Source organism: Marinobacter sp. R17, assembly GCF_003789045.1.
Classification (GTDB): domain Bacteria; phylum Pseudomonadota; class Gammaproteobacteria; order Pseudomonadales; family Oleiphilaceae; genus Marinobacter_A; species Marinobacter_A mangrovi.
This window is the reverse complement of sequence record NZ_RHGZ01000001.1, coordinates 275063-301774: the sequence shown is the minus strand read 5'-3', so window position 1 is coordinate 301774 and position 26712 is coordinate 275063. Positions and strand designations below refer to the sequence as shown.

Annotated in this window: 18 protein-coding genes; 8 read left to right on the top strand and 10 right to left on the bottom strand. The window is 62.3% G+C overall.

The genetic code is table 11. The features are described 5' to 3' along the window. Nucleotides 1-25 precede the first annotated feature (25 nt). Both EB809_RS01450 and EB809_RS01445 read right to left on the bottom strand, forming a co-directional pair. Nucleotides 26-1432 carry a sodium-dependent transporter gene (locus EB809_RS01450; protein ID WP_123632809.1) on the bottom strand — a complete coding sequence of 469 codons (1407 nt, stop codon included), beginning with the start codon at nucleotides 1430-1432 and terminating at the stop codon, nucleotides 26-28. Between the two features lie 305 nt (nucleotides 1433-1737). Then, a complete protein-coding gene (locus tag EB809_RS01445; protein ID WP_123632807.1) occupies nucleotides 1738-2838 on the bottom strand; it encodes a Glu/Leu/Phe/Val family dehydrogenase in 1101 nt (366 codons plus the stop codon). Between the two features lie 884 nt (nucleotides 2839-3722). Here EB809_RS01445 and EB809_RS01440 point away from each other — a divergent pair. From EB809_RS01440 to EB809_RS01425, 4 genes are all read left to right on the top strand, one after another. Next, nucleotides 3723-4496, top strand: a complete 774-nt coding sequence (locus EB809_RS01440; protein WP_123632805.1) for a sulfite exporter TauE/SafE family protein — start codon at nucleotides 3723-3725, stop codon at nucleotides 4494-4496. A 365-nt stretch (nucleotides 4497-4861) separates the two neighbouring features. After that, complete coding sequence (locus tag EB809_RS01435) at nucleotides 4862-5734, top strand: MBL fold metallo-hydrolase (protein WP_123632803.1); 873 nt, start codon at nucleotides 4862-4864, stop codon at nucleotides 5732-5734. 79 nt (nucleotides 5735-5813) lie between these two features. Further along, complete coding sequence (locus EB809_RS01430) at nucleotides 5814-7061, top strand: FAD/NAD(P)-binding oxidoreductase (RefSeq protein ID WP_123632801.1); 1248 nt, start codon at nucleotides 5814-5816, stop codon at nucleotides 7059-7061. A gap of 4 nt (nucleotides 7062-7065) precedes the next feature. Then, nucleotides 7066-8823 carry a SulP family inorganic anion transporter gene (locus EB809_RS01425; protein WP_123632799.1) on the top strand — a complete coding sequence of 586 codons (1758 nt, stop codon included), beginning with the start codon at nucleotides 7066-7068 and terminating at the stop codon, nucleotides 8821-8823. A gap of 391 nt (nucleotides 8824-9214) precedes the next feature. Here EB809_RS01425 and EB809_RS01420 read toward each other — a convergent pair whose 3' ends face one another. From EB809_RS01420 to EB809_RS01410, 3 genes are read right to left on the bottom strand one after another with little or no spacing between them, the layout of a single operon-like run. Beyond that, entirely contained in the window at nucleotides 9215-10318 is a 1104-nt protein-coding gene (locus tag EB809_RS01420) for a DUF4340 domain-containing protein (RefSeq protein ID WP_123632797.1), read from the bottom strand. 3 nt (nucleotides 10319-10321) lie between these two features. Beyond that, nucleotides 10322-13216: a Gldg family protein gene (locus tag EB809_RS01415; RefSeq protein WP_123632795.1), complete on the bottom strand. Its 2895-nt coding sequence runs from the start codon at nucleotides 13214-13216 to the stop codon at nucleotides 10322-10324. Then, entirely contained in the window at nucleotides 13209-14117 is a 909-nt protein-coding gene (locus EB809_RS01410; RefSeq protein WP_123632792.1) for an ABC transporter ATP-binding protein, read from the bottom strand. Before EB809_RS01410 ends, EB809_RS01415 begins: the two co-directional genes overlap by 8 nt. Nucleotides 14118-14505: 388 nt before the next feature. Here EB809_RS01410 and EB809_RS01405 point away from each other — a divergent pair, with 388 nt between their 5' ends. The 4 genes from EB809_RS01405 (at nucleotide 14506) to EB809_RS01390 (ending at nucleotide 19889) form a co-directional block, all read left to right on the top strand. Further along, complete coding sequence (locus EB809_RS01405) at nucleotides 14506-15486, top strand: helix-turn-helix transcriptional regulator (RefSeq protein WP_123632790.1); 981 nt, start codon at nucleotides 14506-14508, stop codon at nucleotides 15484-15486. Between the two features lie 226 nt (nucleotides 15487-15712). Beyond that, nucleotides 15713-17737, top strand: coding sequence for a TonB-dependent siderophore receptor (locus EB809_RS01400; protein ID WP_223807759.1), 2025 nt, complete (start codon nucleotides 15713-15715; stop codon nucleotides 17735-17737). A 162-nt stretch (nucleotides 17738-17899) separates the two neighbouring features. Continuing rightward, nucleotides 17900-18454, top strand: coding sequence for an isochorismatase family protein (locus EB809_RS01395; RefSeq protein WP_123632786.1), 555 nt, complete (start codon nucleotides 17900-17902; stop codon nucleotides 18452-18454). A 76-nt stretch (nucleotides 18455-18530) separates the two neighbouring features. Continuing rightward, the gene (locus EB809_RS01390; RefSeq protein ID WP_123632784.1) at nucleotides 18531-19889 is read left to right on the top strand and encodes a nicotinate phosphoribosyltransferase; all 1359 of its coding nucleotides are present in this window, start codon (nucleotides 18531-18533) and stop codon (nucleotides 19887-19889) included. 18 nt (nucleotides 19890-19907) lie between these two features. On the opposite strand, the gene EB809_RS01385 is transcribed toward EB809_RS01390, so the two are convergent. From EB809_RS01385 to EB809_RS01365, 5 genes are all read right to left on the bottom strand, one after another. Beyond that, complete coding sequence (locus EB809_RS01385) at nucleotides 19908-20183, bottom strand: ACT domain-containing protein (protein WP_190294798.1); 276 nt, start codon at nucleotides 20181-20183, stop codon at nucleotides 19908-19910. Continuing rightward, nucleotides 20180-21901: an acetolactate synthase 2 catalytic subunit gene (ilvG, locus tag EB809_RS01380; RefSeq protein ID WP_123632782.1), complete on the bottom strand. Its 1722-nt coding sequence runs from the start codon at nucleotides 21899-21901 to the stop codon at nucleotides 20180-20182. The genes EB809_RS01385 and ilvG overlap by 4 nt, the downstream gene beginning before the upstream one ends. A gap of 301 nt (nucleotides 21902-22202) precedes the next feature. Next, nucleotides 22203-24041: a protein kinase domain-containing protein gene (locus EB809_RS01375; protein ID WP_123632780.1), complete on the bottom strand. Its 1839-nt coding sequence runs from the start codon at nucleotides 24039-24041 to the stop codon at nucleotides 22203-22205. 67 nt (nucleotides 24042-24108) lie between these two features. Then, nucleotides 24109-25707, bottom strand: a complete 1599-nt coding sequence (locus EB809_RS01370; RefSeq protein ID WP_123632778.1) for a dihydrolipoyllysine-residue acetyltransferase — start codon at nucleotides 25705-25707, stop codon at nucleotides 24109-24111. 26 nt (nucleotides 25708-25733) lie between these two features. Further along, nucleotides 25734-26711 (bottom strand): alpha-ketoacid dehydrogenase subunit beta, encoded by a 978-nt coding sequence (locus EB809_RS01365; RefSeq protein ID WP_123632776.1) that lies wholly within the window; start codon nucleotides 26709-26711, stop codon nucleotides 25734-25736. Between the last annotated feature and the right edge of the window lies 1 nt (nucleotide 26712).

Genomic DNA, 26712 nt, shown 5'->3' with positions numbered 1-26712 from the left:
CCGGACGGGTCCCGGTGAAACCGGCTTACACCAGGTTGTAGATAAAGACGATGGCAACGGCCACCGGCGTCAGGAACCGGATGGTGTTGTACCACAGGTTGAAGCCGGAAGTCGGCAGGTTCAGCTCATTCTCCAGCGCCTGGCGGGACATGAACCAGCCGGTGAAGACCGCCACCAGCAGGCCACCCAGAGGCAGCAGGATGTTGGCTGTCAGGAAGTCCAGCAGATCGAAGATGGTCTTGCCTTCGAACATGGTGAACATGCCCAGCGGATGCACGTCGGACCACAGGTTCAGGGACAGGATGGAGGCAATGCCCAGCGCCCAGCAGGCGATGCCGGCACCCAGGGTGCTGACGGTGCGGTTCATGCCTTTCTGCTCTTCCAACCACTCCACCAGCGGCTCCAGCAGGGAGATGCCCGAGGTCCAGGCGGCGAAGATCAGCAGGATGAAGAACAGCGTGCCGAAGAAGCTGCCCATCGGCATCTGGCCGAAGGCGAACGGCAGGGTCTGGAAAATCAGGCCTGGACCGGCGCCCGGTTCGAGGCCGTTGGCGAAGACCACCGGGAAGATGGCCAGACCGGCCAGCAGCGCCACAACGGCATCAATGATGGACACCGTAATGGACGTCTTGGCAATGGAAATGCCCTTCGGCAGATAGGAGCCGTAGGCCATCATGACCGCCATGCCCAGGCTCAGGGTGAAGAACGCGTGGCCGAGGGCAATCAGGACGCCCTTGGTGGTCAGCTTGGAAAAGTCAGGCTCGAACAGGAACGCCACGGCATCGCCGAAATGACCGGACGTCATCGCGTAGCCAACGGTGATCAGCAGGAGCACGAACAGGGCCGGCATCAGGATGCTGACGGCTTTCTCCAGGCCGGCGCTGACGCCGCGGGCCACAACCACCATGACCAGCGCCATGAACACCGTGTGCCACAGCAACAGGGTGCCGGGATCGCTCACCAGGCCTGAGAAGATGGCGCCGATGGCGTCCGCGTCCTTGCCCGCCAGTTGGCCCGTGGCCGCGGTGCCCACGTAGGACACGGCCCAGCCGCCGATGACGGAGTAGAACGAGAGGATCAGGAAGGCGGCCAGCACGCCGACGGCGCCGACAAGCGGCCAGGCTTTGGACAGGCTGTCACGCTCGGCAATCGCGCGCAGGCTGTTGACCGGGCTGTGCCCACCGCGGCGACCGATCATGACTTCCGCCATCATGATGGGAATGCCGATAGCGGCGATACAGACCAGATACACCATAACGAAGGCGCCGCCCCCGTTCTCACCGGTGATGTAGGGGAACTTCCAGATGTTCCCGAGACCGACCGCGGACCCCGTAGCGGCCAGGATAAAGGCAAGACGTGACGACCAGTGGCCGCGTTTCTCTGCGTTGGCTTCCATGACGCCCTCTGCGTTGCCGGAAGAAGTGGTAGACATAAGCATAGTCTCCTGCGAATGCATTGTTGTTGTAGGTCATCCCCGGAAGTTGCGGGCAAACGGTGGGCAAAACCGCCCGGTCAGTGGCACGACAACTTCCTGCTCTGTGCGCTCCTGCTGCGAGGGAAGCACCCTAGAGGGCTTCCGGGTCCAGTGTCTGTCAGGGATTCCCAGGGGACTCAGCGTTCCGTCCGGTTAACCCGTCGCCCGACGGCGCGGCGAACGCCCAGTCGGGCGACGGGTTGGTCTTGAGGAACACCAAGCCGGGTGTAGCCCCGGCCTCATCAACGGCTAACTCAATGATTTCAGCTCACTTTGGACAAGGTCTCCTTGGTGTGCCGAGGTTGAGCGGGGGTGTGGCGGAAGCGCTCCTCCGCCAGAAGGTTCGCGATGGTACCCGTTGGCAGGCCCTCGCGGCTAGAGCGTCGGAAAATTTCGTCCAGGGTGTCGCCAATGGATTCCACGTGGGCACGGACCTGGTTGTGGTCATGGTCGGTGCGTTCGTGGAAAACATCGATGATACCGCCGGCGTTGATGACGAAATCCGGCGCGTACAGGATGCCACGCTTGAGCAGCGCCGCATCGTGTTCCGGGTGTTCGAGCTGGTTGTTGGCGGCACCGGCGACCACCTTGGCCTGCAGCTTCGGAATACTGCGGTCGTTCAGGACGGCGCCCATCGCGCAGGGCGCCACCACATCCACCGGCAGGGTCAGGATTTCTTCAGCGGACACCGGCGTCGCGCCCAGTTCATCGACCGCGCGCTGCATCTGGTCCTGGTGAATGTCATAGACCCACAGTTTGGCGCCGGCGTCCTTGAGATGGCGCGCCAGACGGAAGCCCACGTTGCCGATGCCCTGGACCGCAACCTTCAGGCCTTCCAGGTCGCTGCGGCCCAAGCCGTGCTGCACGGCCATGCGCAGCCCCACGTAGGTGCCGTAGGCGGTAGCCGGTGAGGGATCGCCGTTACTGGGCAGACCGTCAAAGCCAATGTGTTCCTTGATGCCGGCTACATGGCTCGTGTGGCGGCCCATAACCTTCAGGTCGGGCACGCTGGTGCCGGAGTCCTCGGCGGCGATGTATTGGCCGCCCAGTTGTTCGAGAAACTTACCCATGGACTCGAGCAGGGCTTCGCTCTTGTGCTTGCGCGGATCGCCGATGATGACGGACTTACCGCCGCCCAGGTCCAGGTTGGCCAGCGCGGACTTGTAGGTCATGCCGCGGGACAGGCGCAGCACGTCACGCAGCGCCTCTTCGTCGCTGGCGTAGGGGAACATCCGGCAACCGCCCAGGGCCGGACCGCGGGAGGTGTTGTGGATGGCGACGATGGCTTTGAGGCCGGTTTCCGGATCGCAGAAAAAGGACAGGTGTTCGTGGTTGTCGAACTCGGGATGGCTGAATACGTTCATGGCGTTTCACCTTACTTCCGGGGCCCTCTGTACCCTTGTGGGGCTGACAGGAGGCTGGTGGTTTAACGAGCGGCAGTGGGATTGCCATCTGCCGCCTGCTTTTAAGTTTAGTCCGCGTGAGCTGCTCAGGGTTCAGGCGGCCGCGCTGGCTTTGTGGCGATGTCGCTGGCTATTCGGGCCGGGCAATGCAGAACATCGGTAGCGACGGGCGCGGAGACACGACCGGTCGTTGCCGGGTGTGTCGATACAAAAATCGGGCGCATCAACTGCTGGAGGTGATGTCCGCGCGTTGATCCGGTGTCATTCGCGATGAGGCGATAAGCGGTAGAGCATCGTTCAGGGGTAATCGGCGAGCGATCAGGGGCATACGGGGTGCGGTAGAGAGTGCGGTAGAGCGTGCTGTGGAAAGCGCCCTGGCCAGGCACAGTCCCATCAGGGGTGCGGTCAATTGACTCATTGTTGAAATCCTTTCCACGTCGCCGGATCTCGGCTGCCGTGGTCGTGTTGTTTTTGTAGACCCGCTCGTGGCCGGGTGTTCGATTTCAGGGGCCGGCTTGATGCCCTTGTGGGGCGCCGGCCAGCCAACAACCTAGAGGGTTCGGCAGTCGGCGTCAATGCCCAAAAACTGACCAGTCTGTAACGCATCGTGACGGTGTCGCCGGGTTCATGGGAATAGTTTCAGTGAATACAGATGGTTAGAAAAATGAACGACTCGTCGGCGCTTTTCCGGGCCGCACCAGATTGGACCAAAGGCGAATAGGGCCGCGGCAGGTCGGCAGGCATCGGGCAAGTGGTTTCGGGATAGTTGCCGATGTGAATATCAATCACCGGCAACCGCCGATACACTGCATTGTTTTCATTGGGGTTGTCGGCGCCGGGGTGTTATGTCTGATCTTACCGCAGTCCAGTATGTCCTGATTGGTCTGATCTTTGTCTGGAGTGGGTTCGTGCGCTCCGGGCTGGGGTTCGGCGGGGCGGTCCTGTCGTTGCCGTTCCTGCTGCTGGTCCACGACAACCCGCTGGCTTTCCTGCCGATCATCGCTATTCAGCTGTTGGTGTTTTCCGGCCTGACCATCGTCATGAACAACCGCAAGAGCCAGGCGGCCAGGCAGCCGGACGGTGGAACCGTGGACTGGCGCTATCTGGGCCGCATCCTGGCCATCATGATCGTCCCCAAGCTGATCGGCGTGTTCGGGCTGGTGACGCTTCCGCCGACCGTCATGAGCACGATCATCTTCGGCATCGTGACCGTGTATTCGATTTCCTACCTGCTGGACCGCCCCTTCCGCAGCAAGAACAAGGTGGTGGATGTCGTCTTCCTGATGCTCGGCGGCTACGTCAGCGGCACGTCGCTGATCGGCGCGCCCCTGGTGATTGCCGTGGTGGCCCAGCACCTGCCCAAGGAAAAGCTGCGGGATACACTGTTTGCCCTCTGGTTCATCCTGGTCACCATCAAGATGGCGGCGTTTATCGCGGTTGGGGTCGATCTTGAATTGGAACAACAACTCTGGCTCTTGCCCTGTGCCGCGGTCGGCCATGTGATCGGCCTGCGGTTCCACGACTACATGCTCAAAGCTGAGACGCCGGTCTTCTTCCGGGTGCTGGGCGGTGTTTTACTGGTGGTCAGCTGCATTGGTCTGTGGAAAGGGCTGGGCTGACCCGTCCAGTGTGCGAATGCCGTTTTCGGGTCATCCGGATCCGTCGGCGATTCGGGATCCATTTTCAGGACCCTGAAGCGGGTCTTCCTGTCTAAAATTCAGTCAGGCGCTCCACCACTCCTGATCGGATAGCGTGGTTTCAGGGTGCCCTATTATTGATCGTTAAATCAATGTGTTGTGATGTTTTTGGGCGGCTTCATTTGGATGAAATCTGTCCCTGAATCTTTATATTCATTTTGGGAATATAGTAATTCTAAAAAATGATTTGACACATTGAAAAATGCAATTTTACGTGTTATTCATAATTCATCTAAGCTTATAACATCGAAGCAAGCGTTGGCCCCCGGCCAGCAAGGTGAATAGCCATGACGACACAGAAACCTCAAGTACAGATGTTTTTCGACGAGCCAACCAACACGTTCAGCTACGTCGTACGCGATCCCGACAGCCGCGCCTGCGCCATTGTCGATTCGGTCCTGGATTTCGATTACGCCGCAGGCCGGACGGACGTGCAGTCGGCGGATGCGATCATCGACTACATTCGCACCAATGACCTCTCCGTTGAATGGATCCTCGAGACTCACGTGCATGCGGATCACCTGTCCGCCTCGCCCTACCTGCATGAAAAGCTGGGTGGGCAGACCGGCATTGGGGCGCACATCATCGAGGTCCAGGACATTTTCGGGAAAGCCTTCAACGCCGGCACCGAGTTCGCCCGGGACGGCAGTCAGTTCGACCACCTGTTCCGCGAGGGCGATACGTTCCGGATCGGCGGTCTGGAAGGTCGGGTCCTGCACACGCCCGGTCACACACCGGCCTGCCTGACCTACGTGATCGGTGACGCGGCTTTCGTGGGCGACACGCTGTTCATGCCCGATTACGGTACTGCGCGCTGCGATTTCCCGGGCGGCGATGCGCGCACGCTGTACCACTCGATCCAGAAAGTGCTGTCCCTGCCACCGGAAACCCGCCTGTTCCTCTGTCACGACTACAAGGCGCCCGGGCGGGAAGAGTATGTCTGCGAGACCACCGTCGCTGAGCAGAAAGCCAGCAACGTCCATGTGCACGATGGCATTTCCGAAGACGATTTTGTGAGCATGCGTCGGGAGCGCGACGCCACCCTGGGCATGCCGCGCCTGATCCTGCCGTCAGTCCAGGTCAACATGCGGGCCGGTCACATGCCCCCCGCCGAAGACAATGGGCAGGTGTACCTGAAGGTGCCGCTCAACCTGTTCTGAACCAGCCTTGTCCCCATCGACCTGAAGCGGGCCCGGTCAGCGATCGGGCCCGACCTCACAACAACAAGGAACCCTCATCATGAACACAGCACAGCGGCGACACGATGTTGTCATCATCGGCGGTGGATCGGCGGGCATCTCCATGGCCGCGAGCCTTCATCGACGGCGTCACAGTCTCGATATCGCCATCATCGAGCCCTCCGAGCGCCACTGCTATCAACCGGGTTGGACGATGGTCGGCGGCGGGGTATTCAGCCTCGCTGAAACCATCAAACCGATGACGTCAGTGATGCCGGAGCACGTCACCTGGTACCGCGCCGAGGCCCGGGCCTTCCGGCCGGACGAGGACCAGGTGGAGCTGTCGGATGGCACGATACTGGGATACCAGAGGCTGGTTGTGGCCCCGGGCCTGGAGCTCAACTGGGACGCCGTTGAAGGGCTGTCAGAAACCCTGGGAACCAACGGGGTGACTTCCAACTACCACCCGGATACCGCGCCCTACACCTGGCAACTGATCCAGAACCTGAAGTCCGGGACAGCGCTGTTCAGCCAGCCGCCGATGCCCATCAAATGCGCCGGAGCGCCGCAAAAAGCCATGTACCTGGCCTGTGATCACTGGATGCGTCAGGGAGTGCTGGGCAGTATGGACGTGCATTTCAAGAACGCCGGCGGCGTGATGTTCGGGGTGCCGGACTATGTTCCCGCCCTGGAGCGTTATGTCGAGCGCTACCACATTCACAAGGACTTCCAGCAAAACCTGATAGCGGTCAACGGGCCGGCGAAAAAGGCGACCTTCCGTGACCTGTCGGTTGAGGGCGAGGAGCGTTTCATAGAGTGCCGCTTCGACATGCTGCACGCGGTACCGCCCCAACGGGCGCCGGCGTTTGTCAGGGAATCCGTTCTGGCCAATGAGGCCGGCTGGCTCGATCTCGACAGCGAAACGCTCCAGCATCCCCGCTACCCGAGGATCTTTGGGCTGGGGGATGTGAGCGGCACCGCCAACGCAAAAACCGCGGCCGCCGTGCGCAAGCAGGTGCCGGTGGTGGCGGACAATCTGTTGGCCAGCCTGGATAACCAGCCCCTGACGGCAGCGTACTACGGTTACGGATCCTGTCCGCTGACCGTCGAGCGTGGGCGCATCGTGCTGGCCGAATTCGGCTACGGTGGTCAGCTCCAGCCGACGTTCCCGAAGTGGATTAATGACGGCACTCAGCCCACCAGGCTGGCCTGGATGCTGAAGGCGAGATATTTGCCCTACATATACTGGCACGGCATGCTCAAGGGCCACGAATGGCTGGTGAAGCCCGGCCGGCGCAACGCCGCGTAATGCCATGAAAGTGGCGCGCTATCTTCCGTTCCTGCAGTGGCTGCCTGAATACAACCGCTCGGTGTGCGTCAGCGATGCGCTGGCGGCGGTGATCGTCACCATTATGCTGATTCCGCAGTCGCTGGCGTACGCGCTGCTGGCCGGCCTGCCACCGCAGGTCGGGCTGTATGCCTCGATCCTGCCGCTGATCCTGTACGCCCTCTTCGGTACCAGCCGCACGCTGTCGGTGGGGCCGGTGGCCGTGATTGCGCTGATGACGGCGGCGGCCCTGGACGGTATCGCCGTACCGGGGAGTCCGGAGTACCTGGTCGGCGCGATTCTGCTGGCGGTGATGTCGGGACTGATTCTGGTGGTGATGGGATTGCTGCGCTTGGGCTTCCTGGCCAATTTCCTCAGCCACCCGGTGATCTCCGGGTTCATCACGGCGTCGGGTATTGTCATCGCGGCCAGCCAGCTCAAGCACATCCTCGGGGTCGACGCGGACGGTCATAACCTGATCGAGCTTGGTCGCGGCCTGTTTGGACAACGCCATGCCATCCACTGGCCCACCGTGCTGATGGGTGTGGGCACCCTGGCGTTCCTGATGCTGTGCCGCAAGCGGCTGAAGCCCTTGCTCAAGCGTTTTGGAGCCGGAGAACGGCTGGCCGATATCGTGTCCAAGTCGGCGCCGATCCTGGCGGTGATGGTAACGACGCTGGTTACCTGGGGGTTGGGATTGGCTCAGCAGGGGGTGAAAGTGGTCGGGCATGTGCCGGCGGGATTGCCGGATCTGAGCCTGCCCTCAATGGATCCGGGGTTGTGGCGGGAGCTGTTCGTCGGTGCGCTGCTGATCAGTATCGTTGGCTTTGTGGAATCCGTTTCCGTGGGCCAGACCCTGGCTGCAAAGCGTCGGCAGCATATCGACCCGGACCAGGAGTTGATTGGTCTGGGTATGGCCAACCTGGGGGCGGGGACCTCCGGCGGCATGCCGGTAACCGGTGGTTTCTCGCGTTCCGTGGTCAACTTCGATGCCGGTGCCGAAACGCCGGCTGCCGGCGCGTTCACAGCCGTCGGCATTGCCCTGGCGACCGTCACCCTGACGCCGGCCATCGCCTTCCTGCCCAAAGCCACGCTGGCCGCCGCGATCATCGTCGCGGTGTCGACCCTGATCGACCTGAAAGCCCTGGTGCGCACCTGGCGGTACTCGGCGGTGGATTTTGTGGCCATGCTGGCGACCATCGTGCTGACACTGACCTACAGTGTTGAGGCGGGCATCCTGGCGGGTGTGGGGTTGTCCGTCGGGTTGTTCATGTACCGCACCTCCCGCCCGCACAGCGCGGTGGTCGGCCGTGTGCCCGGCACGGAGCACTTCCGGAATGTGCAGCGCCATCAGGTTGAGACCCACCCCCGCGTGGCCATGCTGCGGGTGGATGAGAGCCTGTATTTTGCCAATGCGCGATTCCTGGAGGAGTGCGTGATGGATCTGGTGAGCCGGCAGCCGGCATTGCAGGACGTGGTGCTGGTGTGCGCGGCGGTTAACCTGATCGATGCGTCGGCTCTGGAAAGTCTGGAAGCGATCAACGAACGCTTGCGGGACAGCGGCGTGCGCTTGCACCTGACAGAAGTGAAGGGACCGGTTATGGATCGGCTTGGGAAAACCGACCTTCTCAAGGACCTCAGTGGCCGGGTGTTCCTGAGTGCCTATGAGGCGTGGGAGGCGTTGACGCATGAGACGCTGGTTAAGGCTGAATCCAAGAGTGTGCCGTTAGCGGTGGGCCCATAAGGCGCTGGAGATTCGTAGGTTGGGCTGACGCAGGAAGCCCAACATCGAGTGGCCCAATCCCAGGCTGGACGGCTCTCGACGCGACTTGTGTGGCTAAATCCAGGATGGAATCAGGTAGCCCGTTATTGTTGGGCTTCCTGCGTCAGCCCAACCTACGCGCTACATGTTGAGGAGACCTCGAGGCCGGTTTTCGGCAGCCTTGCAGGCTGCTCCGAAGCTAAAGCGTCGGCTACATTTTGAGAAAACCTCGAGCGCGTAGCAGACGCTTTAGCTTCTGAGGCGCCGAAGGTGCCCCTTAAAGACACGCCGTGGATAACATCGATACCAAAAGAAAAGCGGGTGCCCATCCTAAATGGTGCACCCGCTTTCTGTTTGCGAGGACGGGGTCGGCTTATTCCGCCGGTTCGTCGTCCGCTTTCTTGGCCATTGATGAGGCCGTTGCCGTATCGGCGGCCGGTTTATCATCTTTGGCGGCCACCAACAGCGTGTCCGGTAACGCCGCTTTCACCAGCGTTTGCCCCAGAGCGGCCGTGATCCGGAATGTCCGGTCCTGATCGGACACGGACAGGAACCAAGGCTCAGGCTTCGGCGCCTTGCCGGGCTTGGCCTTTGCCTTGGCGTCGTCCGCGGAGTCTGGCTTCGACTCTGCCTTGGCAAACGTGTAGGTCACCGTTTTACCGTCTGACTTGTCGAGCTGGATCGTCAGCGTCGGGTCGGCCAGGGCCTGTTTGGCCGCATCGGCATCCGCCAGGGACTGGATTCGCAGACCGGACAGCTGCCCCGCGAGGGTCGCCGCTGCCTTGGTGTCCAGCGCCTTGCCGGCGGGCAGGTTATCCACGTGCCATGGCGCCGGTGCTTTGCCTTTATCGGTGCTGTCGCTGTCTGACTTGTCCGCCGGCTTCTTGGTGGTTTGCGTCAGCTTCAGGTCATCGACTTCCACCGCGGCGATCTTGTCGATCGGCGTGGTCAGGATCTCCTTGTCCAGCCAGCTGTCGCTGTCCACCGGCGCCTGGTAGGCGGCCAGCTTTACCCGGTAGATGTTGCTGTCACCCTTGAGGCGGGCATAGGACTGGTCGGTTCCCGGCGAACTACCCAGGTAGACCGTGGCCACATCCTTGCCGTCGCGCCGCAGCACCAGACGACGCTTGAAGTCGTCCTTGGCCACCTTGAACCGGCTTTGGGCGCTGGGCGAGGTGGCCACCGGGATGCCCTGTTTGGCAGCGACCAGTGCATCCACCAGTTGGTGAGCCTGGTTATTGCTGGCCGGGAAACCATCCAGGGAGGGCAGTTGCCATTGGTCGCCCTCACGCTTGAGGATCAGGGAGGACGTTGGCCCGTCGGCGATGACCATCTCGTCCAGGTTATCCAGCGACGCGTTCAGCAGGGGCTGATCCGGTGTGACGTCGCTGATGTCTTTATGGGACATGTTCAGGCCGAAGGCCAGCAAGACCTGGACCCCCAGCAGAACGGCGAGTATTCGAACTGTTTTCGCCATCACTTAAACCTCCGCAAGAATCCGTTGATAGCGACGACGGTCGCCGGCACGCACGCTACGACGCCACAGCCAGACCAGCAGCAGGGCGAGGGCCGCCAGGCCGTAGTTCAGGTACTCCCAGAAACGCTGGGTGTTGTTGTCCATCGGCACCAGGGTGCGGGCAAACTGGGTCTGGCCACGCAGGGCGAGCAGGCCCGGGTCTTCCAGCGACCAGTCAATGGCGTTCTGCACCATGTCGATGGGCTTGGTGTAGACCGTGCCGAGTTCCTGCGACACCAGGTTCACCATGGTGTCGGACGCAAAGGCGTTGCTGGCGATCAGCACCAGCCGCGACGAATCCGGCGACTGCTTGATCACGCTGGTGAAGGTCGGCTTGTCGGCCTGCTTCTTGCCCTGGGCGTTTTTCGCGTTCTTGTTGCCTTTGTCATCCGCAGACTGGGCCAGCGGCGACTGGCGGTCGGCGTAGTAGGACTGGAATTGCCCCTTGATCGCCACGGCCAGCGTCTGCGCTTTGGGCTCGCCGTGGGTGGCGAAGCCAAGCTGCGGGTACTGGTTCATGTTGGGGATGGCCTGGGTGCTGTCGGTGGTCCAGGTCTGTGGCGAGCTTTCCAGCAGCCGGGTGACGTTGCGATCGCCCATCGCTTTCTGGTCGATGGTGATCGGTGACGCCCAGCCGAGGGTCATCTGGTCCAGCGAACGGGTCACCGGATGCTTCGGATTCAGCTCGTCGCCGCGCAGATCCGGGAAGGGCGCGTAGGGCACCATCTGGATCTCGCGAAAATTCATGCCGCCCACATTGCGGGTGACGGGTACCGGCAGCGAGGAACTTTGGGCATCCAGCACCATCTTCGGCTGGATGGTCACGCCCATCCTGGCGAGCCAGTCTTCCAGGCCGGACTTGGTTTTCTCCATGCTCAGGGAGCGGCCCGCGCTCACCTTGAACGGGGAGGTGGCCATCACGATCCGACCGCCGCGCATCAGGAACTGGTCGATGGCAAAGCGCTGCTTGTCGTCCAGGTTCTGCGGGGCGAGTACCAGCAGCAGGTCGGTTTCCGCCGGGACCTTGCCGTCAGCCAGTTGGCTCTGCTTGACGCGGACATTGTCCTTCAGTGCCGTCATCAGCTTCTGGTACTGGGACTGCGGCGGCATACCCCGCATCTGGCGCATGCGGGCCATCGGGTCCTGCGGTGCCACCACGGTCACCGTTTTCAGCACGCCCGGTGTGAGACGCTGCAACGCGGACTTGATAGACCGCTTCATGGCGGCCTTGTCCAGCGTGTCGGGCAGGGGCACCGGCACCACGTTGTCACCGCTCTGCAGGGTCATGTTGAACCAGAACGGCTGCGGGTCGGTGAGGCTGGCGATGCGCGGCTGGTAACCGTACTGCTCGGTGAGCTGATCGCCGAGCTTGCCGCCGTTGGCGTCCGGATCCTCAATCTGGACCGAGAGCTTGTCCTCGTGGCCCTTGGCCATGTCCTTAAGGATGTCGGTCACGTTGCCTTTCAGCTGAACCAGTTCCTTCGGCAGTTTCTGCTCCGACGAGAAATAGCCGTGGAAGGTGACCGGCTGGTCGATCGACGCGAAGGCGTTATCGCCGGCCCGGTAGGTACTGACCAGTTTGTGGATGGTGCGGGTCAGTTCGTATTCCGGGCTCTTCAGGGCGACGTCGAGCTTGTTATCGCTCTGGGATTTCACGTCGATCAGGTCGCGGAAACCGAGCACCTGGTACTGGTCGCCGTAGGACACCACCACGTTGAAGTAGGCGTTGACCACCGACGACTGGTAGCGGCTGGCGGTCTGGAACGGCACCGGCTTGATGCCGTACTGGGACGCGGCCTGCTCTTCGACGTCGTGATCCTTGGTGGGATCGAGGAACTGCACCTGGACGTTCTTGCCGCCGGCAATGGCGTATTCCTGCAGCAGGTCGCGGATGCGCGGCACCAGCGGCGCCAACAAGGGATGCGTCTTGTCCGAGAAGTAACCGCGAATCACCAGCGGTTCGTGCAGCTGGTTCAGCTCATGGTAAGTGGCGTCGGACAGGGAATACATCTGGCTCTGAGTGATGTCGGCGCGGGCGCTGCTGACCGGCGTCAGCCAGGCGTTGGCGACGACGAAGTTGGCGATGGCCAACGCACAGACCCAGGTCCAGCCCCGGTGACGGCGATTCGGCGGGTTGCCGGCCCAGCGCATGCGCTCCAGGCTCAGGCGGTTCAGCACCAGGAACACGCCGGTGATGGAAACGTAGTAGTACAGGTCACGCAGATCGATCACGCCGCGGGTGATGGAATCGAAGCGGCTGCCGGTGCCGATTTCCTCCAGGAAATGCGCGACCTGGTGACCGAACAGGTTGGTCAGCAGGCTGGAGCCCAGCAGGTAGAAAATGCCGCAGACCAGCGTGGTCAGGATCAGCGACACGATCGGGTTGTCGGTGCGGCTGCTCATGAACAGGCCGATCGACAGGTAGGCCGCGCCCAGGAACAGGGTGGCCACGTAGCCGCCGATGACCGGGCCCCAGTCCAGCGGGCCGATGAAGGACACGGTGATGGGCAGCGGCAGCGTCATGGCCAGCGCCAGGGCCAGCAGGCCCATACCGGCCAGGAATTTGCCGCCAATCAGGGGCAGGGGGCCGACCGGCGAAGTCAGCAGACTTTCCACGGTGCCGGATCGGCGCTCCTCGGACCAGCTGCGCATGGTCAGCGCGCCAATCAGGAAGATCAGCAGGACGGGCATCCACTCGAAGAGGGGACGTACATCGGCGATGTTGCGGGCAAAGAAAGCCTCGCCCCAGAACACCACGAACAGGGTGACCGCCAGGAAAACGCCCAGGAACAGGAAGGCGGCCGGCGAGGCAAAGAAGCCCCGGAATTCCTTGCGGGCGATCGTCATCAGATCATGCATGAGCGGTCTCCTCGTTCACCTCGGCAAAGACTTTCTCCAGGTCGCGGCGCTGGGGCTCCAGCGCGTGCAGCGGAATGCCGGCACGGGTCAGGATTTCGACCACTTTGGGGGCGCAGTCCAGCGGGGCATCCAGATGGTAACGGCCGGGCTGGTCGTCCACCGCTGTCAGCGCCCGGATCTCGTCCAGGGACTTCAGGTGCGGGCGGGGATCGCCTTCGACACTGAGCAGCAAACCGCCGGATTGCTGCAACTCTTCGAGCTTGGCATCGACCACCAGTTCGCCAGCGCGCATGATCAGCACCCGCTCACAGACCGCCTGGACTTCCTGCAGGATGTGGGTGGAGACGATGACCGTGGCGTGCCTGGCCAGATCCCGGATCAGGTCCCGCATCTGGCGGATCTGGGTGGGGTCGAGGCCATTGGTGGGTTCGTCGAGGATCAGGATGTCCGGCGAATGCAGCAGCGCCTGGGCCACGCCGACACGCTGGCGGTACCCGCGCGACAGGGTCTGGATGCTGGCGGTGGCCTTGGCCTTGAGATCGGCCCGGCGGATGGCGTTGGCAATGGCCTTGTCGCGCTTGTCTTCCGGCACGTCGTGCAGGGCGGCCTGGAAGGCCAGATAGTCGATGACCGTCATCTCCGGCCAGACCGGGCAGTTCTCCGGCAGGTAGCCGATGCGCTTCTGCATCATGCGGGTGTCGGGGCCGAGCACGAGATCGTCGATCTTCACGGTGCCGGCCGTGGGTTCGAGATAGCCGGTCAGCATCTTCATGATCGTGGTCTTGCCGGCGCCGTTGTGGCCCAGCAGGCCGACCACCTCACCGTGACCGATCCGGAAGCTGACATCCCTGACCGCGGTCAGGTCGCCGTAGCGGCGTGTCAGGTTTTCCACCTGAATCATGTTGGTTTCTCCGTTGATTCCTGGAATGGGGTTGCGTTTCGCCCTGCCAGCGCAGGGTGGCGGTCAGATGGGCGGTGGAGGATGGTGGTTGAGGAAGCAACGGTTTACCGGATGAACGGTCGATCTCGCATCAGTCATTGCAGATTCCGTATGTCCTGTTGTTTGAATGGGATGGCTCGAAAAAGTCCCGACGCGGTTCCGGGAACGGTCCGGTTTGGAAGGACTGACGCGTGTCACTGAAGTTCCGACCGGCAATTGAGCAAGATCAACTGTCGTCGGATGCGGGCCACATCGGTCGAACCCACTTAAAAATGAGAATTATTTGCGGTAAATTGTGACGCTCGGATCAGAGGCTGATAGGGCCGTTGTGACTGGCGAGGCATCTCTCATGAATTCTGCGAACAGTGCGATTGCAGCGCGTTCTTTCCGGGTTCGGGATTTTCTCGATTTCGGGAAGCAGTACGGTATGGATTATTGCTTCGATGGCCTGCCTTCAGGTGGGGACCATGTCGATACCGGGGCGGGAGAGACTGTCGTGGCCCGGGGGCGGATTCGGGAGCTGGCCCTGCCATCGGGGTTCCGGTTTACCGGATCGGAGCTGGAGGTGTTCCACCGCTACCGTTCGATCTCGTTGGGGCATGCGCCTCTGCTGATCGTCGTCGTCCTGGAAGGACGCATCGATCTGTCCGTAGGTGCTGTGCGTCGTTCGCTGCACGCTGGCGAGGCCGTCAGTCTGCAACTGCGTCCGGAGCACGCGCTGGAAGCCTCCCAACCAGCGGGGCAGACATTGAAGACGCTGACCCTGGCTTTCGATCCGGCGTGCCTGCATCGGGCCAGTCCCGAAAGCAGCACTCTCACGTCCTTGCTGCAGGGCATCCGGCGTCCGGTGTTGGGCTGGCGGGTTTCGTCAGCCTTGCTCTCCCAGTTGGAGCATGGTCTGGATATGGCCGTACCGGCGCTTCAGAAAAACCTGATCCTCGAGGGACTTGCGCTGCAGTTGGTCGGCCACGGTTTGCCGGAAGAGGGCGAATTTCCGGACCGCGACCAAAACGGAAGCGCCCGCGAACGCCAGCGACTGGAAGCCGTCCGGCAATTGCTGGAGTTTGCGCCGACGGAGGAATATACCCTGGAGGGGCTGGCCCAGCACGCCGCCATGAGTGCCAGCAGTCTGCGCAGCAAGTTCCGGGCGACTTACGGTGTCTCGGTGTTCGACTACCTTCGCCAATGCCGCCTGGAACTGGGTAAACGCTATCTGGAGCAGGGCTACAGCGTCCAGCAAGCCGCCCATCGCGCCGGCTACCGGCACGCCACCAACTTTGCCACGGCCTTCCGCCGTGTATTCGGTGTGTCTCCCCGCGCACTGCACTGACCAGGGGCTTCTCGAGCCCATTTTGTCATCACGCATACAAACCCTGTCATTCCGCATACCTATCTCAGATAAAAAAGAGAATAATTCGCATTAACGTTTTTTCATTGAAAATGAGGTATGCATGTTCCGACCTTCCAGTTTGTCCCTTGCCGTCGCAGTTGCTCTATCCGGTATGACCGGTGCGACTGCTGTTCTTGCCGCCGGGAATCAGGACGATTCCGTTGCGTTGGATGCATTGGAAGTGACCGCCACCCGCGGGGCGACCAAAACGGAAACCCCGTTTGTTGAAACCCCGCAATCCATCTCCGTCATCACCGACGACCAGATCAAAGAGCAGGGCTCCAAGAGTGTCCAGGAAGCCACCCGTTACACCGCCGGTGTCTTTACCGAACAGTATGGCGCGACCGCCAGCCGTTACGACGCCATCAAGCTGCGGGGTTTCGGCAGCGACAGCATCGACAACCAGTACCTGGATGGCCTGAAGCTGCTGAACGACAAGGGCACCTACAGCATCATGCAGATCGATCCGTACTTCCTGGAGCGGATCGAGGTGGTGAAGGGGCCGTCGTCCGTCCTGTACGGTCGTGCGGCGCCGGGCGGCATCGTGGCCCTGACCAGCAAGAAGCCCCTGTTCGAATCTCACTATCAGGTCCAGGCGGGCGTGGGGACGCAGGGGGAGGCCAGTCTCGGCTTCGATATTGGCAGTGAAGTCGGGGACTCGGGCAATGCGGCCTATCGACTGGTGGGGCGCGTCTATCACTCGGACACCCAGTGGGACAAGGTCCAGGAAGAGCACTACACGCTGGCGCCGTCACTGACGCTGGATCTCAGTGATGCCACCACCCTGACGCTGATGGCCTACCTGCAGAAAGACCCGGAAGGCGGCTTTTATGGCGGCTTCCCGGCGGATGGCACCCTCTACAGTCATAACGGCCAGAAGATCCCGACCGATTTCTACGACGGCGAACCGGCCTACGAAGAGTTTGATCGCGAACAGGCGATGATCGGCTATCAGCTCGAACACCGTTTCAACGACGTCTGGTCCGCTCGTCAGAATTTTCGCTATCTGAACAGCAAGGTGGATTATGGACAGGTCTACAACTCAGGCGTCTGGTCCGGCGATGAGCTGCCCCGGACCTATTTTGGCGCCGACGAAGAGCTCAATGCCCTGGCCATCGATAACCAGTTGATCGCGGAGTTCGGGTGGGGCGCAACCGATCATACCGTCCTCACCGGGCTGGACTACCAGAAGCGCGACACCGATGCCGACTGGTCCTACGGTTCCGGATTCGCCGCCATCAATCCATTTGACCCGGTCTATGGCAGTTCCGGCACCGTCGTACCCTATCAGGACAACGATCGGGAGCTGGAGCAGACCGGCGTCTACCTGCAGGATCAGGTTGCCCTGGATCATTGGCGTGTGACACTGGGCGGTCGCTACGACTGGGTGGACATCGACAACACGAGTGACTACCTCCTGACCGGTTCATCCACGCGCCAGAGCAAGGACGACGAGCAATTCAGTGGCCGTGCGGCCCTGATGTACCTGTTCGATAACGGTGTTGCCCCGTACGTCAGCTACTCCGAATCGTTCAGCCCGAGCGCGAATCTGGATGAGAACGGTGACCTGCTCGACGCGACCGAAGCGGAGCAGTATGAGCTTGGCCTCAAGTACCAACCGGTCGGTACGGCGGATCGTTACAGCGTTGCCGTGTTCCAGATTGACCAGGACAATGTGGCCAACCTGATCCAGACCGAAGGCAACAACCCCAGCTATTACCGTCCGATCGGCAAGGTTCGGTCACAAGGACTGGAGCTGGAGGCCGCGACACGGGTTACCCAAAACGTCACGCTTCAGGCCAGCTACACCTACACCGACGTGGAAGTGCAGAAATCCACGACGGGCACGGAAGGCAAGACCCCGGTGGCTACGCCGGAACACATGGCCTCAGCCTGGGGTTCCTATGAATTCCTGGATGGCGTGCTGAACAGTCTCAGGACCGGACTGGGTGTCCGTTACATCGGCACCAGCTGGGCCAACGAGTCCAACACCCTGAAAGTGCCGCAATACACGGTGGTGGATGCCAGCATCAAGTATGATCTGGCGAACGTTGGACTCAAGGGCGTAACGGCGCAACTGAACGCCAATAACCTGTTCGACAAGGACTATGTGGGGGCCTGCTACAGCGAGTATCGCTGCTATTACGGCGCCGAGCGCAGCGTCAAAGCCACCGTAACCTACGATTTCTAATTCCTTCCAACTCAGGGCTGGGCAACGGACTGTCCGGCCAGCCGATCCCGCTGCCAACCGGCTTGCAATTTCCCCGCAAAAACCCAACGCTGTACTCAGGGACAAACGATATCCACTTATAAACCTGTCGAGCCCTCCCCGCTTGGGAGCAAGGAGTTCAGCATGGTTGGTTCCAGCGATTCGGCATTGCTTCTGGTCGATATCCAGAACGATTTCTGCTCCGGCGGCAGTCTGGCGGTTCCCGGTAGCCAGGAGATCTTTCCCGTCGTCAACGCGGCCATTACCGACGCCCAGGATAAGCACTGGTCCATCATCGCCTCCCGCGACTGGCATCCGGTGGACCATTGCAGCTTCAATCACCGCGGCGGCCCCTGGCCGGTGCACTGCGTGCAGGACACTCACGGTGCGGCCTTCCACCACGAGCTGGATTTGCCGGCCACGGCCATTCGCGTCAGCAAGGGCACGGCTTTCGAGACCGACGCCTACTCCGCCTTCGATGGCACCCAGCTTGAGCAGTTTCTGGCACGGCGTGGCATCAAGCACCTGCAGGTGATGGGTCTGGCATTGGACGTTTGTGTACGGGCGACCGTGCAGGATGCGCTGCGGCTGGGGTTTGGCGTGGAGTTGCTGGCGGCAGGCACCCGCGCGGTGGAATCCGGCCAGACCGACGATGTCCTGGATCAGTTGGCGGAGGCCGGAGCCAGCGTGCGCCGCTGATTCGCTTCCGACACCCCATCCAATCGACAAAGCGACTGACAGACACACCCGATACCGGACCCGGAGGAACACGTTTATGGTCGAAGAGAAAGACCTGGCATTGCTGGTTGACCTGTACGAGTTGACCATGGCCCAGGCCTACTGGGCGGAATCCATGAACGACACCGCCGTTTTCAGCCTCTTCTTCCGTAAGCTGCCGCCGCATCGCAATTTCATGCTGGCCTGTGGGCAGCAGCACATCGCCCACGTCATCGAGTCCCTGCGTTTCTCACAGGAACACATCGACCGCCTGCGCCGTCTGGATCGTTTCGACAACGACTTCCTGGACTGGCTGCGCCGGTTCCGTTTCACCGGTTCGATCCATGCCTTGCCGGAGGGAACGCCGGTGTTTCCACAGGAGCCGCTGCTGGAAATCGAGGCGCCCATTGCCGAGGCCCAGTTACTGGAAACCCTGATAATGAACTACGTGCATCTGGAAACGGTGCTCGCCTCCAAGGCCGCTCGCCTGACCCTCGCCGCCAATGGCAAGCCGGTGATCGATTTCGGCACCCGCCGTATGCACGGCACAGATGCCGCTTACCGGGGCATCCGCGCGTTCCGGATGGGAGGCCTGTCCGGCACCAGCAACGTGCTGGCCGGCCTGGATTTCGACCTGCCCATCCGCGGCACCATGGCGCACAGTTTCGTGCAGGCCTGTGGTGACGAGATGGCGGCCTTTCGCACCTACGCCCGCTTGTATCCGGGGACCACGCTGCTGGTGGACACCTACGACACAGAAAGGGCCGTCGCCGACATTATCGACTGGCTGAAAGCCGAGCCGGATGTGGACATCGGCGCCATCCGGCTGGATTCCGGCGACATGGCGGAGATGGCCATTCGCTGTCGCCGGATGCTGGACGACGCCGGGCTGACGCCGATCCGCATCCTGGCCAGCGGCGGGCTGGATGAGTACAAGATCGATGACTATCGCCGCCACGATGTGCCCCTGGATGGCTTCGGGGTTGGCACCGCCGTAGGCGTGTCCAACGACGCCCCGACGCTGGAGCTGGCCTACAAACTGACCGAATACGCCGGCAAGCCGCGCATGAAGAACTCGCCGGGCAAGCAATCCTACCCCGGGCGCAAGCAGGTCTATCGTCGCCAGGACGCTGACGGCCGGTATCTCGGAGACCACATTACCCACCGTGAGGAAGCGTCTGACGGCACACCGTTGCTCGTTCCCACCATGCGAGCCGGCCGCGCCATCGTGGACGCGATCCGGCCGCTGGCAGAGGCCGCCGAATACTGTCGCGATGCGGTTGCGGCCCTGCCGCCGGCCCAGCATGCGCTGGAGGACGCCGAGCCCTATCCGGTGGTCATCAGCGACCGCCTCAGGGATCTTCAGGCCCATACCCTGCAACAGGTGCGGCCGCACCCGCCGGCCTCCGATCAGTGACCCGGAATTGATGGGGCGTCAGGCGCTCTGGCGGATGCCCGTCAGGGCCTGCTCCGGGCTTCGCAGGGAACACACCGTGTGCAGCTTCTCGATCTGGCGCCGGAGCATGTCGATGGAGCGCTGACCGCTGAGCACCATGTCGATGGCCAGACCTTCGGCGTCGGTGCGTACCTGCATTTCCTCGATCCGGAAGCCGCGAATGCGGGCCACCTGGCACAGTCGCTCCAGCGCCGCCGGTTCCGGCTGCATACGGCAGGAGAGGGTATGGGTCGTGTGATTGGTTGAAGCGGTCATGCTGCACTTTCCTTGTTCTTCGCGGTGGTTGAGGTTGGGCGCTGGCTCTCGTCCAGCATGTCCCGGTTGGAGGCGCCGGGTTTGACGATGGGCCAGACGTTTTCCGAGCGATCGATGCTGACATGCAGGAGCATCGGCCCGTCGTAGGCCAGGATGGTCTGGATGCCCCGGCGAACTTGATCGGTGCGCTGGATGGCCAGGGTCGGGATATCGAAGGCCCGGGCCAGGGCCAGGAAGTCCGGGTTGTCGTCCAGGTTGATCTGGCTTTCCCGGTTCTCGTAGAACAGTTCCTGCTGTTGGCGGACCATGCCCAGGCACTGGTTGTCCATGATGATCAGCTTGATGGGCAGGCGATGGCGGCGGATGGTGGCCAGTTCCTGGGCGTTCATCATGAAGGACCCGTCGCCGGTGACGTTGATGACCGGCCGGTCCGGGAACGCAAACTGGGCGCCGATGGCGGCCGGCAGCCCGAAACCCATGGTGCCGAGACCGCCACTGCTCAAGTGGTTGCGGGGGTGATCGAAACGACAGTACTGCGCCACCCACATCTGGTGCTGGCCCACATCGCAGGCGACGATCGCATCCCGCGGGGCAATATCGGTCAACTGGCGCATGAATTCGGGACCGGAAATCGGCGCATGCGGGTCTTCGTTGATGGCCGCCTGGAAGCCCTGGGTCTTGCGCCAGGTGGCGCACTGCTGGCGCCAGTTCTCGATGGTCAGAGGCTGGCGGACCAACGCGTCGGCCATGCCGTTCAGGATGGCGCCCAGCTTGCCGCGAATGGCCAGGTCCGCGGCCCGGAGCTTGCCGAATTCGGCCGCGTCCGTATCGATGTGGATGACCTTGGCGTTGGGCGCGAAGGTCGATACCGCACCCGTGGCCCGGTCATCCAGCCGGGCCCCGACGACCATCAGCAGGTCGCAGGTGTCGACGGCCATGTTGGCCGCCTTCGAACCGTGCAGGCCGAGCATGCCCATCTGGTCCGCGTTGTCGTAGCCCGGGTTGCCGATACCCTTGAGTGTGACGACGTTGGGCAGGCGCGACGCTTTCGCAAACCGTCGAAAGGCCGATTCGGCATGGGCCAGGCTGACGCCGCCACCGCTGTAGAGCAGCGGCATGTTAGCCTCGCGCAGCATGGCGAGTGCTTCGTCGATCTCCGCCGTCGGGTCCGGCAGTGGGGTGACGTTGGTCGGCGCCGGGGCTGTCGGCTCGCCGATATCGGTCAGCAGGATGTCCTTGGGAATATCGATCCAGACCGGACCCGGCCGACCGGACTCGGCCAGTTGCAGGGCTTCTTCCATGATCGCCGGCAGGTCGGACGCCTCGGTCACCAGGTAGCTGTGCTTGACGATGCCCAGCGTCATGCCGAGCACGTCCGTCTCCTGGAACGCATCGGTGCCGATCAGGCCGGAGGGCACCTGGCCGGTGATGACCAGCATCGGGATCGAATCCCGATGGGCGTTGGCCACACCGGTGATCAGGTTGGTGGCGCCGGGGCCGGAGGTGGCAATGCACACGCCGGTGCGGCCGCTGGCCCGGGCGTAGCCGTCGGCGGCCAGGGCACAGGCCTGTTCATGCCGGCAGAGCACATGCTCGACACCCACATCCTCGGCGACCAGTGCGTCGTACAGCGGCATGATGCAGCCGCCGGGATAGCCGAATACGGTGTCGATCTGGTGACGCTGGAGCGCGTCGAGTATGTGCTGTGCGGCGTTCACGTTCGTCTTCCTTCTTTCAGTTTTTCGAAGCCAAAAAAAAGCCCCCGGGACCTTTTGGTGCCGGGGGCTTTCGGTGTTCTGACTGGTTGTGGTTTAGCTCATCCTGTCATCCACGCAAAAGCCCCCGGTTGGCACCACGACCACCAGGACTAGCTTTACGATGACGACGACAGCGTTGAAATTCATGGAATCAGTCTTTTGACCACAACAGTTTTGATGGTCGAAACATAACCTGATGTTCTTGGTGGGGGCAACCCTTTTTTCCATGGAATGGGAAATTTGCGATGCAATGCCGGTCACATCAGGCTTTTTCAGCCCTTGGATTCTTAGGGTAGTAACGGTCCGGCAGGCGCTCGATGTGGGGGAAGAAGCGCGTGTCCTTGTAGGGCATCTTCATGAAGCCGGACACGCCCAGCCCGGTGATCTGGTCGACGGCGGACAGAATATCGTCCAGATACCGGCGGAATTCCGCCTCCCGGTCGGGATCCAGCAGCCGGTAGTGGCTGTGGATCTTCAGGTGGCGAGGCAGGGCCTCGAAGATGATCATGCCGGTGTGGTGGATCGTGTTCAGGGCTTCCAGGGCCTGGATGATGGTGTCCGGCAGGACCAGGAACTCCTCCGGGTCCGGGCCGTCCTCGAAGTAGGAATGCACTCTCGAGTCGTCCTCGATCTCCGGGGCGGCGCTGACCTCGTAGGGCAACTGCATCTCCGGTGCGATCCGGAAGGGCTGCTCGGGATTGTCCCGGTCGACGTGCAGGGTGTCCCGGGCGTTGAACAGGCAGCTCTTGAAGATCCCCTGCCGGTAGATGGCCTGGGCCAGACTGACCATGTTGTTCACCGCCGTGACGAACGCGTCCCGCAGCGACGGATCGTGCAGGTTCAGGGACGTATCGACGTAGATACCCTCGGTTTCCCAGCGAATCGCCAGGCCGCCTTCCACCGGGTACTGACCCAGCCGGCTCACCGCGGCGAGGAACGCCTTTTCGGTTTCCCCCATGCCCTGCATGAAGTTCTTGTAGTAGCGGTCCAGCTGCACATCGTTGACGTCGCTCAGGGTTTCCGGCGCACCTTCCTCACGCAGGAAGGCCTTGCGCGAACTGTAGACGACCGTGTCGATTTCCCGGTCTGAGTGGCGGGTCCAGACGGGCACCATCGGGTTGGGCGGCGAATCTGGCAGGTCGATCATGACGGTGCGCGCCATCCGCGGCATTTCCCGCAGGTAGTAGTCGCCGGCTTTGCGGCGTATGTCCGGATCCGGGTCGAGCAGGCCGTCGAGCATGCGCGCAAACTCCATCGGCAACCCCAGTGACGTAGCCGGGATCGCCCGGTGGCCGAAGCGGCAGGACTGCCCGGAGGCCAGGGCGTAGAGCGTCCCGGCGGCGCCCTGTTCGTCGAAGCGTGGGGACGACAGCCCGCCGTAGAGCTGTTCCTCGCCGATGAAGTAGACGTCTCCCAGGCGCGCGTTGGTCTGCTGCAGGTTGTCGGACATCAGCTCCATCACGTTGGCGGTGACGAACTGCTGGTTGGCGTCCAGCTGTGCGTACACGGCAGACCCCCAGTCGATCAGGGCGATGTTCTCGGTCTCGGCGTCGAAGACGAGATTGGAAGGCTTGATGTCGCCATGGACGATGGGGCGGCCGGCGGGGCCGGACTCCAGGCGCAGGTTGCGCAGGATATCGGCCAGTTGGTCGGCGATGCGCATCACCAGGCGGGGGCGAAGACGGCCCTCGCGCAGGGATACCTCCTCCAGGTTGATGCCGGGCGCCCGCTCCATCACCAGGATGGGCTGGTTACGGGCCCGCTGGAAGGCAATCAGGCGCGGCACGCGGGGGTGCTCGACCTGTTCGAGGATATAGGCTTCATCCTCGAGCCGGTCCTGCAGGTGCCGGGGCAGGTTGACGCGCGTGAACTTGAAGACGTGCTCCAGGTCACGCGCGCCTTCCAGGGCGAGTCGTCCGGAGAAGACAAACCCGTAGGCGCCCTTGCCGATCATTTCGATGTCGCGATAGCCCAACTGGCGGAGCTGGTCGGTACACAGCTCGACCCAGTCCTTCAGCTTTTTGGCATCGTCCTGGCTGAGCAGGTAGATCGACTGCTCTTCCGGGATGTAGAACTGTTGCAGTTGGGCCTGTTGCGACATTCGGGGCTTCTCCAGCGCCCCGGCTCAGTGGCCGGGGCAACACACCATCAGCGGTTATCAGGCCTCATCAGCCGAGATGAAGCAACATGGTTTGCGGTGACTCCAGGTAGCTCTTCCAGAGGTTGCTGAAGCGGGCCATGGTGCCGCCGTCGATGATGCGGTGATCACCGCCCCAACTGGTGGTCATGATCGCCCGTTCCACCACCTGGCCATGGGCGTCGAATCGCGGCAGCTTCTGCGTCCGGCCCAGGGCGACAATGGCCACTTCCGGCGCGTTGATGATGGGTGCGGCGTAGGTGCCGCCCAGCGCACCGATGTTGGAGATGGTGATGGTGCCTCCCTTCATGTCCTCCTGGCTGACGCGCCCGGATCGGGCGGCCTCGGTCAGGCGCGCGACTTCATCCGCAATCTCCAGTAGGGTCAGCTGCTCGCAGCCTTTGACGTTGGGGACGATCAGGCCGACTTTGCTGTCCACGGCCATGCCGATGTTGCACTGCGGCTGGTAGTGGATTTCGGTGACCTCCTCGTTGATGCGGCTGTTGAGGATCGGGTAATCCTGCAGCGCCAGCGCCATGGCTTTCATGATGAATGGCATCAGCGTCAGGCGGCTGCCGCGGGCCTCGGCCTCCGGCTTGAGCTGTTGGCGCAGGGCTAGCAGATCGGTGACGTCGATGTCCTCGCTGAAGTTGAAGTGGGGAATGGTCGACGCCGATTCCACCATGCGCTTGGCCATGACCGCTTGCATGCCCCGGATCGGTTCGACGCGCACCTCTTTTGAAGCGGTGCCGGCGCGACGGGCCTGGGACTTGTCTTCCGTGGCTGCTGCAGTGGCGGCCTCGCGAGCAGAAGGCTGGGGATTTTCCAGGTGGTTCAGCACGTCGGCCTTGAGCACGCGGCCGTCCTTGCCGGTTCCCGGAATGTCGGCCAGCGTCAGCTCGTGTTCCCGGACCAGGCGGCGGACGGCCGGACTGGCCGGGGTGCGCTGGCGTTCGCCGGATTTTGCGGGAGCGGGCGTCTTGCTCTCTTGTGTTGGTTCAGTGGCCTGGGGTCGCGACTCGGCTTGAGGCGTCTCGCCATCGTCGTCGCGGTCGCGGGGTACGAACGCGAACAGCGGGGAGTGGACCCGGGCCAGCTCGCCCGCCTGGTAATACAGCTGGGTGACGCGGCCGGCCTTGGGAGCGGTGATTTCCACCATGGCCTTGTCGGTGGTGACGTCCACCACCGGTTGGTCCTCTTCGATGTCGTCACCCTCGGCGACGCGCCATTCCACCACCTCGCACTCGACGATGCCTTCGCCGATGTCCGGCAGGATAAAGTCTTCGGTGTCGCCATCGGCGGAGGGTGCTGTTTCGCCCTGGTGGTCGGCGTCGGCGGCTGGTTCGGTCGTTTCTTTCGCCGAAGCCTTTTCCGGCTCAGCGGCGCTGTCGCCGTCCACTTCCACCAGCTCAAACAGTGGCGCGTGGACCTTGGCGATGTCGCCTTCCTGATGATACAGGCGCGTCACGCGCCCCTTGTATGGGGCGGGGATTTCCACCAGCGCCTTGTCGGTCATGACCTCGGCGACCGGCTGGTCCTCTTCGATGATATCGCCTTCGCTGACCAGCCATTTGACCAGCTCGCACTCCACGATACCTTCGCCGATATCGGGCAGTATAAAATCACTCATGGTTGCTCTCCTGTGCTGGCAACGATCTAGAATTCAACGCTTTCCCGGATGGCCTCGTAGACCTTCAGGTGATTGGGCAGGTGCTCTTTTTCCAGCACCAGCGGGAAGGGGGTGTCCATCCCGGTGACCCGTGCGATGGGTGATTCCAGATACAGGAAGCAGCGTTCCTGGATGGTTGCGGCGATTTCGCCGGCAAAGCCGCCGGTCAGCGGCGCTTCATGAGTGACCACCAGGCGACCGGTCTTCAGGACCGATTGCGCGACGGTTTCCACGTCCCAGGGGAGAATGGTGCGCAGGTCGATGACTTCGCAGGAGATGCCTTCTTTCTCGGCCTGTTCGACCGCCTGCTCGATCACTTCCATTTGCGCGCCCCAGCCCAGGACCGTGATGTCGGTGCCTTCCTTGACGATCTCGGCCTCGCTCAGCGGAAGCTCGTATTCCCCTTCCGGAACCTCGCCGACCGACGCCCGGTACAGGCGTTTGGGCTCGAAAAAGAGGGTCGGGTTGGGATCGTGGATCGACGCCAGCAACAGCCCCTTGGCCTGGTGCGGGTTACGGGGCACGACAATCTTCAGGCCGGGGGTGTGGGCAAAGTAGGCTTCCGGCGACTGGGAGTGATACAGACCGCCGGCGATGCCGCCGCCATAGGGCGCCCGAATCGTCAAACCGCCCACGTTGAACAGGTTGCCGGAGCGGTAGCGGTACTTGGCCGACTCGTTCACGATCTGGTCGAAAGCCGGGAAGATGTAGTCCGCAAACTGGATTTCGGCCACCGGCGTGGCGCCCTGGGCCGCCAGGCCGTTGGCGAACCCGATGATGCCCTGTTCCACCAGCGGCGTGTTGAAACAGCGGTCCTTGCCGTACTTCTGTTGCAGGTGGCTGGTGGCCCGGAAGACACCGCCGAAAACACCGACGTCCTCACCAAAACACAGCACCCGGTCATTGGCCGCCATCGCGATGTCGAGGGCATCGTTGATGGCCTGCAGCATGTTCATCTTGGCCATG

Coding starts and splice junctions, on each gene's coding strand:
- EB809_RS01450 (WP_123632809.1), bottom strand. CDS start 1,432: ATGTCTACCACTTCTTCCGGCAACGCAGAGGGCGTCATGGAAGCCAAC.
- EB809_RS01445 (WP_123632807.1), bottom strand. CDS start 2,838: ATGAACGTATTCAGCCATCCCGAGTTCGACAACCACGAACACCTGTCC.
- EB809_RS01440 (WP_123632805.1), top strand. CDS start 3,723: ATGTCTGATCTTACCGCAGTCCAGTATGTCCTGATTGGTCTGATCTTT.
- EB809_RS01435 (WP_123632803.1), top strand. CDS start 4,862: ATGACGACACAGAAACCTCAAGTACAGATGTTTTTCGACGAGCCAACC.
- EB809_RS01430 (WP_123632801.1), top strand. CDS start 5,814: ATGAACACAGCACAGCGGCGACACGATGTTGTCATCATCGGCGGTGGA.
- EB809_RS01425 (WP_123632799.1), top strand. CDS start 7,066: ATGAAAGTGGCGCGCTATCTTCCGTTCCTGCAGTGGCTGCCTGAATAC.
- EB809_RS01420 (WP_123632797.1), bottom strand. CDS start 10,318: ATGGCGAAAACAGTTCGAATACTCGCCGTTCTGCTGGGGGTCCAGGTC.
- EB809_RS01415 (WP_123632795.1), bottom strand. CDS start 13,216: ATGCATGATCTGATGACGATCGCCCGCAAGGAATTCCGGGGCTTCTTT.
- EB809_RS01410 (WP_123632792.1), bottom strand. CDS start 14,117: ATGATTCAGGTGGAAAACCTGACACGCCGCTACGGCGACCTGACCGCG.
- EB809_RS01405 (WP_123632790.1), top strand. CDS start 14,506: ATGAATTCTGCGAACAGTGCGATTGCAGCGCGTTCTTTCCGGGTTCGG.
- EB809_RS01395 (WP_123632786.1), top strand. CDS start 17,900: ATGGTTGGTTCCAGCGATTCGGCATTGCTTCTGGTCGATATCCAGAAC.
- EB809_RS01390 (WP_123632784.1), top strand. CDS start 18,531: ATGGTCGAAGAGAAAGACCTGGCATTGCTGGTTGACCTGTACGAGTTG.
- EB809_RS01385 (WP_190294798.1), bottom strand. CDS start 20,183: ATGACCGCTTCAACCAATCACACGACCCATACCCTCTCCTGCCGTATG.
- EB809_RS01375 (WP_123632780.1), bottom strand. CDS start 24,041: ATGTCGCAACAGGCCCAACTGCAACAGTTCTACATCCCGGAAGAGCAG.
- EB809_RS01370 (WP_123632778.1), bottom strand. CDS start 25,707: ATGAGTGATTTTATACTGCCCGATATCGGCGAAGGTATCGTGGAGTGC.
- EB809_RS01365 (WP_123632776.1), bottom strand. CDS start 26,711: ATGGCCAAGATGAACATGCTGCAGGCCATCAACGATGCCCTCGACATC.